This is a genomic window from Rosettibacter firmus (assembly GCF_036860695.1).
Classification (GTDB): Bacteria; Bacteroidota; Ignavibacteria; order Ignavibacteriales; family Melioribacteraceae; genus Rosettibacter; species Rosettibacter firmus.
The window spans coordinates 60,734-73,684 of record NZ_JAYKGJ010000003.1 but is presented as its reverse complement, the minus strand read 5'-3'; the positions used below and the strand labels follow the sequence as shown (position 1 = coordinate 73,684).

At 30.1% G+C, this 12,951-nt stretch carries 13 protein-coding genes; 6 read left to right on the top strand and 7 right to left on the bottom strand.

Features of this window, described 5'->3' with window-relative positions; genetic code table 11:
- Positions 1-6: 6 nt before the first annotated feature.
- Entirely contained in the window at positions 7-753 is a 747-nt protein-coding gene (locus VJY38_RS10710) for an electron transfer flavoprotein subunit beta/FixA family protein (protein WP_353680701.1), read from the bottom strand.
- 240 nt (positions 754-993) lie between these two features.
- Between VJY38_RS10710 and VJY38_RS10705 the strand changes: the two genes are divergently transcribed.
- From VJY38_RS10705 to VJY38_RS10690, 4 genes are all read left to right on the top strand, one after another.
- Positions 994-1,278 (top strand): ATP-dependent Clp protease adaptor ClpS, encoded by a 285-nt coding sequence (locus VJY38_RS10705; protein ID WP_353680700.1) that lies wholly within the window; start codon positions 994-996, stop codon positions 1,276-1,278.
- Between the two features lie 134 nt (positions 1,279-1,412).
- On the top strand, positions 1,413-2,492 hold the full coding sequence (ychF, locus tag VJY38_RS10700) for a redox-regulated ATPase YchF (RefSeq protein ID WP_353680699.1): 1,080 nt from the start codon (positions 1,413-1,415) through the stop codon (positions 2,490-2,492).
- A gap of 15 nt (positions 2,493-2,507) precedes the next feature.
- Positions 2,508-3,983, top strand: a complete 1,476-nt coding sequence (locus tag VJY38_RS10695) for an aminoacyl-histidine dipeptidase (RefSeq protein WP_353680698.1) — start codon at positions 2,508-2,510, stop codon at positions 3,981-3,983.
- A gap of 42 nt (positions 3,984-4,025) precedes the next feature.
- Positions 4,026-5,738, top strand: coding sequence for an AMP-dependent synthetase/ligase (locus VJY38_RS10690; RefSeq protein WP_353680697.1), 1,713 nt, complete (start codon positions 4,026-4,028; stop codon positions 5,736-5,738).
- A 130-nt stretch (positions 5,739-5,868) separates the two neighbouring features.
- On the opposite strand, the gene ribH is transcribed toward VJY38_RS10690, so the two are convergent.
- The 5 genes from ribH to VJY38_RS10665 form a co-directional block, all read right to left on the bottom strand.
- The gene (gene ribH / locus VJY38_RS10685) at positions 5,869-6,333 is read right to left on the bottom strand and encodes a 6,7-dimethyl-8-ribityllumazine synthase (RefSeq protein WP_353680696.1); all 465 of its coding nucleotides are present in this window, start codon (positions 6,331-6,333) and stop codon (positions 5,869-5,871) included.
- Positions 6,334-6,351: 18 nt separating this feature from the next.
- A complete protein-coding gene (locus tag VJY38_RS10680; RefSeq protein ID WP_353680695.1) occupies positions 6,352-7,590 on the bottom strand; it encodes a bifunctional 3,4-dihydroxy-2-butanone-4-phosphate synthase/GTP cyclohydrolase II in 1,239 nt (412 codons plus the stop codon).
- A gap of 2 nt (positions 7,591-7,592) precedes the next feature.
- The gene (locus VJY38_RS10675) at positions 7,593-8,234 is read right to left on the bottom strand and encodes a riboflavin synthase (RefSeq protein ID WP_353680694.1); all 642 of its coding nucleotides are present in this window, start codon (positions 8,232-8,234) and stop codon (positions 7,593-7,595) included.
- Positions 8,227-8,676, bottom strand: a complete 450-nt coding sequence (locus VJY38_RS10670; protein ID WP_353680693.1) for a bifunctional diaminohydroxyphosphoribosylaminopyrimidine deaminase/5-amino-6-(5-phosphoribosylamino)uracil reductase RibD — start codon at positions 8,674-8,676, stop codon at positions 8,227-8,229. Before VJY38_RS10670 ends, VJY38_RS10675 begins: the two co-directional genes overlap by 8 nt.
- Before the next feature lie 131 nt (positions 8,677-8,807).
- Positions 8,808-10,307, bottom strand: a complete 1,500-nt coding sequence (locus tag VJY38_RS10665) for a sigma-54-dependent Fis family transcriptional regulator (protein ID WP_353680692.1) — start codon at positions 10,305-10,307, stop codon at positions 8,808-8,810.
- A gap of 165 nt (positions 10,308-10,472) precedes the next feature.
- On the opposite strand from VJY38_RS10665, the gene VJY38_RS10660 reads away from it, so the two are divergent.
- Both VJY38_RS10660 and VJY38_RS10655 read left to right on the top strand, forming a co-directional pair.
- The gene (locus VJY38_RS10660) at positions 10,473-10,952 is read left to right on the top strand and encodes a Dps family protein (protein WP_353680691.1); all 480 of its coding nucleotides are present in this window, start codon (positions 10,473-10,475) and stop codon (positions 10,950-10,952) included.
- A gap of 143 nt (positions 10,953-11,095) precedes the next feature.
- Positions 11,096-11,737: a peroxiredoxin gene (locus tag VJY38_RS10655; RefSeq protein ID WP_353680929.1), complete on the top strand. Its 642-nt coding sequence runs from the start codon at positions 11,096-11,098 to the stop codon at positions 11,735-11,737.
- A gap of 44 nt (positions 11,738-11,781) precedes the next feature.
- On the opposite strand, the gene VJY38_RS10650 is transcribed toward VJY38_RS10655, so the two are convergent.
- The gene (locus tag VJY38_RS10650) at positions 11,782-12,951 is read right to left on the bottom strand and encodes a hypothetical protein (RefSeq protein ID WP_353680690.1); all 1,170 of its coding nucleotides are present in this window, start codon (positions 12,949-12,951) and stop codon (positions 11,782-11,784) included.

Genomic DNA, 12,951 nt, shown 5'->3' with positions numbered 1-12,951 from the left:
TTCACCTTAAATTACTTTTGCTTCTTCTTTAAGTAGACGGATTAATTCTTGAACTGCCGATGCATCTGTTCCAATAATTCTACCTGGTTGTTTTGATGCTGGCTTTTTCATTTCAATTAATTCAACATTATTTTGATAATTAGCTGGAATTTTTTCAATTATATTTTTTTTCTTTGCAGCCATAATTCCTTTTAAAGAAGCGTATCGTGGCTCATTCAAACCTTTCTGTGCTGTAATAACAACAGGTAATGTGGTCTCAACAATTTCTTTTCCACCTTCAATTTCTCGTTCTGCCGTAATCTTATTTCCTTCAATAATTAATTTAATAACATTGGATACTGAATTGTAATTTAATAACTCGGCAACCATTTGTCCAATTACACCATTATCGAAATCAACAGACTGTTTGCCAAAGAAAACAATTTCAGCATTTTGTGATTTGATTTCATCTGCAAGTGCTTTTGCAACCGATAAAGAATCACGATAACTTTCATCCTTTAATAGAATTGCTTCGTCAATACCCATAGCAAGTGCTTTTCTTAATGTCTCTTTATTTGCATCGCTACCAAGACTTATAGCAACTGTTTCTCCACCAAATTTTTCTTTTGTTTTAAGTGCTTCTTCGATTGCAAATTCATCATAAGGATTAACAACGTATGCAACTCCTGCAGTATCAATGCTTTTACGGTCGTTTCCAATATTAATTTTTGCTGCTGTATCAGGAACATGGTTAATACAAACTGCAATTTTCATTCTGCCTCCACAAAAATATTCTATCTTTAAAATCTAATATATTATCACAGACTTGAATTTTCAAAGAATAATATAAAAATAATATTAATAAGAGTACCAAAAAATATAATTTTTAGATTAAAGTTATGGTAATAAATTTATATTATATTCTTATTTAAAGTTATAAAAATATGAGAAAATATTTTGAATTCATTTTTATAATTCAATTTTATAATTTAGTAGAAAATAGGGGAATTAATTATGGAAGAAATTAAACCAGGAAAAGTTGAACCAGTAGTTGAAGAAGATGTAACAGTGAATCTTCCATATAAAGTAATTCTCTATAACGATGATGTTCATACTTTTGATGAAGTAATTGGACAATTAATAAAAGCAACAGGTTGTAGCTACGAACAAGCCCGCAAATATGCATTCGAGGCACATGTAAAAGGGAAAGCAGTAGTTTTCTCCGGTGAATTAAGTGATTGTCTAAAAGTAACTTCAATACTTGAGGAAATTGCATTACATACCCAGATAGTTTCTTAGTTAATTCGTGCATATTTATAATAAACATCAGTTGATTATTTAGAAAATTAAAAAAGAATTATTTTTAATCACTTATTCTTTATTTGTTATATTAACACAATGAATTTTTGAAATTAATTTTTTGAGAAAATCAAATGCAAATTGGTTTAGTTGGATTACAATATTCTGGTAAAACAACTCTTTTCAAAACTCTTTCAAAAACCTCATCGAACATAAGTTCACAGAAAGAAGAAGCATCAATTGAAGTAGTAAAAGTACCAGATGAACGATTAGACAATCTCACAAAAATTTTTAATCCTAAAAAGCAGGTTAATGCTACTATCGAAGTTTTTGATATTCCTGGTTTAAAAATGTCAGAGGAAAATAAAGTTAAAATAACCTCAACTTTTCTTAATAGTGTTCGAAATAATGATGCATTATTTTATGTCATAAGAGCATTTAAAGATGAAACAATAATTCACCCGATGGGAGATGTAAATCCTGTAAGAGATATCGAATTTTTAGAGACAGAATTTTTACTTTCTGATTTAGCTTTTCTTGAAAATAGACTGGAGAAGCTTAAAAAGGATTTACAAAAATCAAAAGATGAAAGATTGAAAAGAGAATTTCCTGTAATTGAAAAATGTTATGCACATTGCGAAAAAGAACAACCTCTCAGATCACTTCATCTTGATGATAATGAATTAAAAATGTTATCAGGTTATCAATTAATTACTCTTAAACCTCTTGCCATTGCAATTAATTTTGATGAAGACTCAATTCAATCTGTTGATAAAGAAATTAATGATATTAAAAATCAATTAATTAAGTTAGATGTTCCTGTAATCCCATTTTTTGCAAAAATAGAGCTTGAACTTTCTAATTTAAGTGAAGAAGACCAGAAAATTTTTATGGAAGATTATGGAATTAAAGAATCTGCTCTGAGTAAAATATTAAGAACTTCCTATGAAATGCTTGGTTTGCAATCATTCTTTACTGTAGGAGAAGATGAATGCAGAGCCTGGACAATTAAAAAAAATTACAATGCACAACAAGCCGCAGGTGTTATTCATTCAGATTTTTACAATAAATTTATTAGAGCAGAAGTTGTTCACTATGATGATTTTATAAAATATGGTTCATTTAGTAAATGTAAAGAAGCTGGAGCCTGGAGACTGGAAGGGAAAGAATATATTGTAAAAGATGGCGACATTTTGAATATACGACATAATTAAATAAGAGAATATTTAATGTCCAAGAATGTTATTGAAGGTTTAATCCCCGAAATTTTATGGGAAAAATTTTATGAAATAAGTCAAATACCCCGCCAATCTAAACATGAAGATAAAATAAGAACTTACTTAAAAAATTTTGCAGGTGTTAATAATCTCATTTATAAAGAAGACAGAGCAGGAAATATTGTAATCTACTTACCTCCCGTCCCTGGATTTGAAAACTCTCCAACCATTGTTTTGCAAAGCCATGTAGATATGGTATGTGAGAAGAATAAAGATAAAGTTCATGACTTTGAGAAAGACCCAATAGAATTAATTAGAGATGGTGATTGGATTAAAGCTAATGGTACTACACTCGGAGCTGATAATGGAATTGGTGTGGCTGCTGCTTTATCTATTGCTCTCGATAATTCTTTTGAACATGGACCAATAGAATTATTATTTACAGTTGACGAAGAAACAGGTTTGACAGGTGCAGATAGTCTTGAAAGAGATTTTATTACAGGAAAATATTTATTGAATTTAGATACCGAAGAAGATGGTGCTTTCTATATTGGTTGTGCAGGAGGAATGGATACAGTTGGTACTTTTAAAATTGAATATGGAAAATTTAATAAGGAGTATACTCCTTACTATTTATTTATCTCGGGATTAAAAGGAGGGCATTCAGGAATTAATATCCACGAAGGAAGAGCCAATGCAATTAAATTATTGGGACAAATTCTTAAAAATCTTGAAGGACTTAATTATCAGATTAGTTACATTGCTGGTGGCTCAAAAAGAAATGCAATACCCCGCGAGGCAGAAGCTATTTTATGGTTACACCCCGATGATGAATTAAAAGCAATTGAAAGTGTAAATGCTTTTGTAATAGAATCAACTTTTGAGTATAAAAATAAAGAAAGCGATATAAAAATTATTTTTGAAAGAAAAGAAACAAATGGTTTAAGCAAAAAAGTATTTAGTTCCGATTTTGTTAATAAAATTATAAATGTAATTCTTGCAATTCCTCATGGTGTTATTTCAATGAGTGCAGAAATAGATGGACTTGTTGAAACCTCTTCAAATCTTGCTACATTGATTATTGAAGATGATTATTTGAGAATTGGAACCAGTCAAAGAAGTTCTGTTGAAAGTGCAAAAAGAAATATTGGAAATTCAGTAAGAGCAGTATTTGAACTTGCCGGTGCCGAAATTAGTGTATTAGATAAATACCCTGCCTGGCAACCCAATACAAATTCAAGATTATTAGAACTCTCGAAAAATGTCTATAAAAAATTATTTGGTGCTGAACCTGAATTTAAAGCAGTACACGCAGGATTAGAATGTGGAATATTAATAAATAAATTTCCATGGCTTGATATGATTTCTCTTGGTCCTACAATCGAAGGAGCTCACTCACCAGATGAAAGAGTTAAAATTTCTGACGTTGAAAAATTTTATAAACTTCTTAAAGCTATTATTTCTGAATTATCAAAAGAAAGGACTTAAAAGGAATTGGATATTATTCTATAACTAAATAAATGAACAATTATGAAACATGAATTAAAACTTTATAATGTACCAAATATTCAATCAATCCAGGATATGATTTTGCAATCAGCCAAAAAATTTGAGAAAAAGATTGCACTCGAAGATTTAAATGATACTCCAATCAAAAAAGTTACATATGGCGAATTACTTGATAATATCTTAAGATTTGGGAATGCACTTAGAAAATTAGGAATTCCTGAAAGAACTCATATTGCTGTAATAGGAGAAAACAGAGTTCAATGGGCAATAAGTTACTTAACTGCGATGTGTTTTAATTATGTTATAGTACCTATCGATAAAAACCTTACAACAAATGAAATAATGAACATTATTCACGAATCTGATACCGAAGCAATTATATTTTCTGGAAGCTTTGCTGGTATAATGGCAGAAGGGAAGAGCTTCTTAAAAAAATTAAAGTATTATATCTGCATGGACGAAACAAGTGAAGACAAAAGTTTCTTAATAATGAAGGACTTAATTGATAAAACAGAACCTGCATCTATTAGCGATTTACCTGAAATTAATCCGGATGAATTAGCAGAAATTATATTTACTTCTGGTTCGCTTGGGAGAGCAAAAGGAGTAATGTTATCACAAAAAAACCTGGCATCTAATCTAATGGATATGGTTAGCATGATTTTAATAACAGAGCAAGATCGATTTCTTTCTGTACTTCCAATGCATCATACATATGAATGTACCTGTGGTATGTTGTGTCCTTTATATACAGGAGCTTCTGCTCACTATGCACGTTCTTTAAAAACTGTAGTTGATGATATTCAAAAAGTGCATGCAACAATTTTACTTGGAGTACCATTACTATATGATAAAATGTTTAGAAGAATTATTAAGGGAATTAAAGAAAGTAAATTAAAATCGATTATAGTACCACCATTAGTTAAACTAACCAATCTTATTGCACTTGCTGGTTTTAAAAATATTAAGAAAAAAATATTTGCCGAACTTCATGAAAAGTTTGGAGGAGCAATTAGAATATTTATTGCAGGTGGTGCTGCCCCGGATCCACTCGTAGCAAAAGGTTTACGTGAGTTTGGTTTTACTTTCATTCAGGGCTATGGATTAACAGAAACATCACCAATTTTAGCTCTTAATAGACTGGATAATTTTAAAGATGATGCTGCTGGATTACCATTACCTCATGTGCAAATAAAAATTCATAATCCGGATGAGAACGGAAGTGGTGAAATCTGGGCAAAAGGACCAAATGTAATGCTTGGTTATTATAAAAATGAAAAAGCAACTAACGAAGCCTTTTTTGATGGATGGTTCAAAACCGGTGATGTAGGTTATATTGATGAAGATGGTTTTCTTCATATAAATGGTAGAAAGAAAAATGTTATTATTTCAAAGAGTGGTAAAAATGTATTTCCCGAAGAAATAGAAGACATATTAAATAGAAGTCCATTCATACTTGAATCTTTGGTTTATGGAGAAAAAGACCCAAAGCAGGATGAAATTATTGCTGCAAAAATTGTTGTAGATGCCGAAGCATTAATAGAATACGCAGAGAACAAGAAAATTCAAATTACAGAAGAACTTATTAATAAAATTATTTCTGAAGAAGTTGAAAAAGCCAATAAACAATTAGCAAGTTATAAACAAATCAAAAAGTATTATATCAGAGAAAAAGAATTCGAAAAAACAACAACACAAAAAATTAAAAGATATTTAGCGAATAATGGTAATTAGTAATTAAGTTAATAAGAATTTTTTAAGATAAATTTACTAAAACCATATTCCTGATAGCTGGTATTGAATTATATCAACCAGTATCAATTTTATTTAATTAAGTAAAGTAGTTGATTATTACTACCAGTAATTAAATTTTGTTAATTAAATCACTCATTTCAATAGCAGTAAGAGCAGCATCCCAGCCTTTATTGCCAGCTTTAACACCAGCTCTTTCTAATGCTTGTTCCATATTATCAGAAGTAATAATTCCAAAGATTACTGGAATACCAGTTTCCAGACCTACATTAGCAATGCCTTTAGAAACTTCTGCAGCAATATATTCAAAGTGTGGTGTATCGCCCCGGATAACTGCACCAAGACAAATCACTGCATCAAATTTTTTTGTGAGTGCAATTTTTTTTGCTATTAATGGAATTTCAAATGAACCAGGTACCCAGTATACTTTTATATCTTTCTCATCTGCACCGTGTCGAATTAAACAATCATCTGCACCATTTAAAAGTTGATTGGAGATTAATTCGTTAAATCGTGATACTACAATTGCAAACTTTTTTCCTTTAGCATTAAGATAACCTTGAATTACTTCAGCCATTTTTCCTCCAATTGTTTTTTATTCTGGTAAAATATTTTTTAAGGTATTTTCATTAAATAAATGACCAAGTTTTTCTTTTTTTGTTTTGAGATATTTAATATTGATTTTGTTTGGTGGAATTTCAATCGGTACTCTTTCAACTATTTCGAGATCATAACCTTTAAGACCAATAATTTTTTTAGGATTATTTGTAAGCAATCTAATTTTAGAAATTCCGAGATCTTTTAAGATCTGAGCACCAATTCCATAGTCCCTTAAATCAGCTTTAAAACCAAGTGCTTCGTTAGCTTCTACTGTGTCTTTCCCTTTTTCTTGCATTGAGTATGCGAATAATTTATTAACAAGTCCAATTCCTCTACCTTCCTGTCGCATGTAAAGAAGAACACCTCTACCTTCTTTTTCAATCATCTGAAGAGCAGTAGTTAATTGATCTCCACAATCACATCTAAGTGAACCAAATACATCTCCAGTTAAACATTCTGAGTGGACTCTAACAAGCACAGGTTCTCCATCATCAATTTTTCCTTTAACAAGTGCAATAGCATTTTCAGATGGATCTAAAATGTTTTCGTAAAGATGAAGTTTGAATTCACCATATTTAGAAGGGAGATTAACACTTACAACTTCTCTAACTAATTTTTCTTTTCTTCTTCTATATTCAATTAAATCTGCAATAGTGATTATACATAAATTATGTTTATGAGCAAACTTCTGGAGATTTTCTCCACGACACATAGTTCCATCACTATCTAAAATTTCACATAAAACTCCAGCTGGATATAATCCTGCTAATTTTGCTAAATCAACGGCAGCTTCTGTATGACCTGCTCTTTTTAATACTCCACCTTTTTTTGCCACCAGCGGGAAAATATGTCCTGGTTTCGCAAAGTCTTCTGGCTTAGCATTTTTATCTGTAATTGCTTTTATAGTTTTAGCTCTATCGAAAGCAGATGTTCCTGTTGTGGTTCCGTGAATATAGTCGATAGATACAGTAAAAGGAGTTTGATGCAACGAAGTATTTTCTTTAACCATCATTTGAAGTTCTAATTCCTGTGCACGTTCTGGAGTTATTGCAACACACAAAATTCCTCTTGCTTCTTTTGTAATGAAGTTTACAGCTTCTGGAGTTATAAATTCAGCAGCCATTATTAAGTCGCCTTCGTTTTCGCGATTTTCATCATCAACAACTATAATCATTTCTCCATTGCGAAATCTTTTAATCGCATTTTTGATTGTCTCTATGTTATATTCTTCCATTTTTAATAACCTAAGTTTTTTAATCGCAATTCTTTTAAATCACTCTTCTGTGAAAAATAATTATTAATAAAATTTTCTATATACTTGGCTGTATAATCAACTTCAATATTTACCAGATCATTTTCTTTTTTGAATTTTAAAGTTGTATGCTGCCATGTATGTGGAATAATTGAAATACTGATTGTATTTTCAAATTTATCTGCTACAGTTAAACTAATACCATCAACTGCTATTGAACCTTCTTTTATAATATATTTCATGAGATCGTCTGGCAATTCTAATTTAAGTAAAAAATTTTCACCTAATCTTTTAAGTTGTTTGATTCTGGCAGTATTGTTAATATGTCCCTGAATTAAATGTCCTCCTATTCTTTCATTAAATTTTATTGCTCTTTCAAGATTAACATAGGATTTATTTTTTATTTTTTTTAATGTAGTTTTTTTGAGAGTTTCTCCAACTACATCTACTGTGAAATTATTATTATTAATTGAAGTTACTGTTAAGCAAACTCCATCAACAGAAACTGAATCACCAATTTTGAGATCATCAAAAATTTTACTGGCAGATACTGTTAATCTAATTCCACCTTTTATTGTATCAATTTTTTGGATTTGACCAATATCTTCAATTATTCCACTAAACATTTTTACAATTAAATTGTTCGAAATAATTTTTATTTAATTCTTTTGCTTCATTTTCGAGTAAACCGATTTCTACTTTAATACCAGCATCTATTAATTTTTTAACTCCGTTACCATTAACTTTTGGATTGGGGTCTAAAGTACAAATAACAACACGAGCAATTTTATTTTGAATTATTAAAGGAACACATGGTGGAGTTTTTTTATCTGTATGGCTACAGGGTTCTAAATTACAATAAAGTGTAGCACCTTCGAGATTTAATTTAGAATTTTTAATTGCATTAGCCTCAGCATGTGGTCCACCAAAATATTCATGCCAGCCTTCTGAAATTATTTTATTATCCTTAACAATTACAGCTCCCACCATTGGATTTGGCTCAACTTTATCTTTTCCTCTCAATGCCAGTTCTAAACAATGTTTAAGATATTTAATATCGTCATTCACATTAAACCATAAAAAAGTTATAACAAAAATACTCTAAATTTTTTCAGGAATAAATAGAGTAATGGTGTAAAATAAGGTAACTGTTGTTATATACTTAATTTATCTTAATGAGTAAATCTTCAAAGTATTTATTATTTATAGTTTATCTTTAACTTTTTTATTTTACTCTGCAGTGTAGTTGGTTTTAATTTCAAAAGTGCAGCTGCACCATCTTTGCCATAAATTTTACCATTACAGAGTTCTAAAGCTTTTTTAATAATTTTTTTTGTCTCTTCTTCGAAAGAACCAATTGATATATTATTTTCTTTAATAAAATCTTTTGTTCCACTCTTTTTTTCAAAGATTAAATGAGAAGCTCTTATAGTTCCATCTTTACTTAGTATTGCAGCTCTTTCGAGTGTATTTTGAAGCTCTCGTATATTTCCATACCATGGATTTTCATTTAATAATTTCAAAGCTTCTTTTGTTATGGTAAATTTTTTATTCTCAAATTTTTGGGAAAGTTTTTCTAAAAAGTAATTTGTTAATAAGTAAATATCTTCTTTTCTTTCTCGAAGTGGGGGAAGATAGATAGGAAATACATTTAATCGATAAAATAAATCTTCTCTAAATTTTCCTTCTTTTACTTTTTGTTCGAGATCGACATTTGTAGCACAAATAATTCTAACATCAGCATGAATAGTTTTTTCGCTGCCGAGTCTTTCAAATGTTCCTTCTTGAATTGCTCTGAGAAGTTTTGGTTGAATTTCGAGCGGGAGATCACCAATTTCATCAAGAAATAAAATACCACCATCTGCAAGTTCAAATCTACCACGCCGTGTTGATGTAGCTCCGGTAAAAGCTCCTTTTTCGTGACCAAATAATTCACTTTCTGCCAAGTTGTAATTAAGAGCAGAACAATTTAATGTTATGAAAGGTTTTGATGATCTCTTTGATAAAGCATGAATAGCTCTTGCTACAAGTTCTTTACCTGTGCCTGTCTCACCTAAAATCATAACATGAGAATCTGTGGGAGCTACTAATTTAATTTTTTCAATTACCTGTAACCATACAGGTGTATTTCCAATTAATCCTTCATAAACTGTATTTATATCTCCAATAAGTGAATTTCGTTCATAAATTAAAGTTTCCTTTTCACTCATAAGAGTATCATTTACAATGGTTTGTGCAAGAGCAAGTGCAATTAATTTTGTTAGAGAATTTGCAATACTTACTCGTTGTGGTGTAAACATATCGCATTGACTATGATCAAGTGTCATAAGTCCAAATGGTTCTCCATTAATTTTTAAAGGTGCAAGCATACATGAATGTCCAATTGGTAAATCAACAATCCCTTTGTATGTATCAACATGTTCTGGATTTTTTGTTTCTTCTACAAGTTTTACTTCACCAATTTGTAAAACTTCCTGTATATCCGGTCGACTTGATAAAGGTATTTCATAGTTTTTAAGTCTTTCATTTACAAGACTTCCTCTTACATATCTTACTTTTAAATAGTCATTTGGTTCTTTGCTTAAAATTACAGCAAGCTCATAAGGAATTATTTCACTAATTGTATCTAAAACTATTTCCATTGTTTTCTGAGGAGTTAGGTAAGTTAGTTGTGATTGTAAAAGTTCAACCTCATTCATTTTTCACCGATATTTAGTTGGCAACTATATTTAGTTATGCAATATTACTAAATATCGTTGTTAAATAAAAGTAGATTAAAAAAACTACTTATTTGGTTTGTTTTCAAAAATAAAATTAATGGCATAAAGATTGGCTATAAAGATAAAAAACAATGGAGGTTGGAAATGGAAATGATATTAAGTAGTGTTTCAAAAGCTAAGATAGCTGAAATTTTAAAGCCTATTCTGGCAGATCAATTTGTGCTTTATACAAAAGCAAGAAATTATCACTGGAATGTTCAGGGTTCTCAATTTTTAACACTTCATAAAAAATTCGAAGAACTTTATAACGAATTAGCTGATGATATTGATGAAACAGCAGAAAGAATACGTGCTTATGGTTTATATGCTCCAGGTACTATGAAAGAATTTTTGAAAATTGCACAATTAAAAGAAGAAGCTGAAGGAAATTATCCAGATCAATTTGAAATGGTAAAAAGAATTGCTAATGACTATGATTTCCTTGCATCAAGGATTAGAGATATTGGTTACGAAGTTCAATCTGAATTTGGAGATGAAGTTACTGCCGGGAAATTATATAGCATTGCAGAAAGATATGAAAAACATGTGTGGTTATTAAAATCAATAATTGAAGGAGGGAATTAAATGGTATGCGATTGCAGTTATGGTAGAAAATTACTTTTTAGTGAAATCTATAAGTTATTTTCAAAATTAATTTCACTTGTTAGAAAGAATTCATACAAACTAAATAATGCATAAAATAAAAATAGGAGATTATTATGGAAGAGATTAAGAAAGGTATTCCTCTATTAGGCGAAAGAATGCCCGGTATCGAAGTTCAAACAACACACGGAAAAAAAAGAATTCCTGAAGATTATGCTGGTAAGTGGATTGTTTTATTCAGTCATCCTGCAGATTTTACACCAGTATGCACAACAGAATTTGTTGCCTTTGCAAAACGGAATGAGGAGTTTAAGAAATTAAATGCAGAATTAATTGGTTTATCGATCGATCAGGTTTTTTCTCATATTAAATGGGTTGAATGGATAAAGGAAAATATTGGAGTTGAAATTCCTTTCCCGATTATTGCTGATGATATGGGAAAAGTAGCAACTACATTTGGAATGGTTCATCCTGGTAAAGGGACAAACACAGTAAGAGCAGTTTTTATAATTGATCCTCAGGGAATAATTAGATTAATGATTTATTATCCACCTGAAGTAGGAAGACAGATTGATGAAATTTTACGAGCATTAAAAGCATTGCAAATTTCTGATCAGAATAAAGTTGCTTTACCAGAAAACTGGCCTAATAATGAATTAATTCAGGATAAGGTTATAATTCCACCACCAAAAGATATTGTAGAAGCAGAAAAAAGAAAGAAAGAATTTGAAGGTTATGATTGGTGGTTTACTTATAAATCATTATAAATTTTTAAGAGGATGACATAATTTAAGTCATCCTCTTAAATTCTTTAAAATGCAGAAACTATACCTATAGAAAAATTCCCGAATTCTTTTTCAAAATTGTATGTAAACTCGCTAATCAATCTAATATTTCTTTTTATTAAATATCCAAGATTAAGAGTGCTACTGATATAGTCCAGGTCATCAAAATCAGAATCTATCCAGTTATAAAGTGCACAAGCATACCATTTACTTTCGTCGCCTTCTGGTGTAAAAATTAGCTCACCAAATAAGCCTTTAGTTTTAAAATCACTGAATTGATAAAAAGCCTGCTTATCAATCCTTTGTGCATATTGAAAATTAAATTCTATTCTATCTTTTAATTTAATTTTTAAATCCGGTCCCCACATCGAAAAAGTATTTGTGAATTTTCTTTTTAATTCATCCTCGATATTTTCTTTCCCATAATAACCAAATAAACCCAATCTTATATCATTAACAATATCCTGAGAAACTCTACCAAAGAAATTTTTGTAGTTATCATCATCAAAAATTTTGAATTTATTTGCAGAACCCACTCCTGTTCCATTTAGAATTTCAAAGACTATGTCTGTTCCGGTAGGTAATCCGTATGTTAACATAATACCTCTATCGTAAGTTAAATTTGCTTTAGTTAAACCTGGTTTAGTTCTGTAAATCTGATAATCTTCGAAAGTTAATCTTAATTCTCTTTTGAACAAAGGATCAGATACCTGAAACTGTCCAGCATACAAATCTAAGTCTTGATTAAATAAATTATTGAACATAATGAAAGCATCTTCAAGACCTGCAATTTCGCCACGTTCACCTAGGAAAAAGTAGAAGTAATAAGAAATATTTTTTGTTAGAGCTCCTCCAGATATTAATTTCAAAATGTAAGGAGCAGAAAAATCCAATCTTTCAGATTTTAAATTATTATAAGTAACATAAGCTTCCAATCTTAAAGCAATTGGTATTTCTCGAAGAAGAGATAATTCTTCGTCGCCTGTATCGATGAAATATCTTGGAGCATCTTTAACTGCAATAACAAATCCATTTCCTGCAAATTCATCTCCGTAAGGTTTTAATTTTGGGAAGGGCGAATGACAGGTCTGGCAACTCATATTGTATTTACGTGCAAATGCAGGAATTGCAAAATTATTTTCTAATAATAAAAATAAAGAGATTGTGATACAAAAAAGGATAAATGTTTTTTTCAT

Bases quoted from the DNA above. Each gene is read 5' to 3' on its own strand.
- VJY38_RS10690 (WP_353680697.1), top strand. From the start codon at position 4,026: ATGAAACATGAATTAAAACTTTATAATGTACCAAATATTCAATCAATC.
- VJY38_RS10675 (WP_353680694.1), bottom strand. From the start codon at position 8,234: ATGTTTAGTGGAATAATTGAAGATATTGGTCAAATCCAAAAAATTGAT.
- ychF (WP_353680699.1), top strand. From the start codon at position 1,413: ATGCAAATTGGTTTAGTTGGATTACAATATTCTGGTAAAACAACTCTT.
- VJY38_RS10665 (WP_353680692.1), bottom strand. From the start codon at position 10,307: ATGAATGAGGTTGAACTTTTACAATCACAACTAACTTACCTAACTCCT.
- VJY38_RS10680 (WP_353680695.1), bottom strand. From the start codon at position 7,590: ATGGAAGAATATAACATAGAGACAATCAAAAATGCGATTAAAAGATTT.
- VJY38_RS10660 (WP_353680691.1), top strand. From the start codon at position 10,473: ATGGAAATGATATTAAGTAGTGTTTCAAAAGCTAAGATAGCTGAAATT.
- VJY38_RS10650 (WP_353680690.1), bottom strand. From the start codon at position 12,951: ATGAAAAAAACATTTATCCTTTTTTGTATCACAATCTCTTTATTTTTA.
- VJY38_RS10705 (WP_353680700.1), top strand. From the start codon at position 994: ATGGAAGAAATTAAACCAGGAAAAGTTGAACCAGTAGTTGAAGAAGAT.
- VJY38_RS10695 (WP_353680698.1), top strand. From the start codon at position 2,508: ATGTCCAAGAATGTTATTGAAGGTTTAATCCCCGAAATTTTATGGGAA.
- ribH (WP_353680696.1), bottom strand. From the start codon at position 6,333: ATGGCTGAAGTAATTCAAGGTTATCTTAATGCTAAAGGAAAAAAGTTT.
- VJY38_RS10710 (WP_353680701.1), bottom strand. From the start codon at position 753: ATGAAAATTGCAGTTTGTATTAACCATGTTCCTGATACAGCAGCAAAA.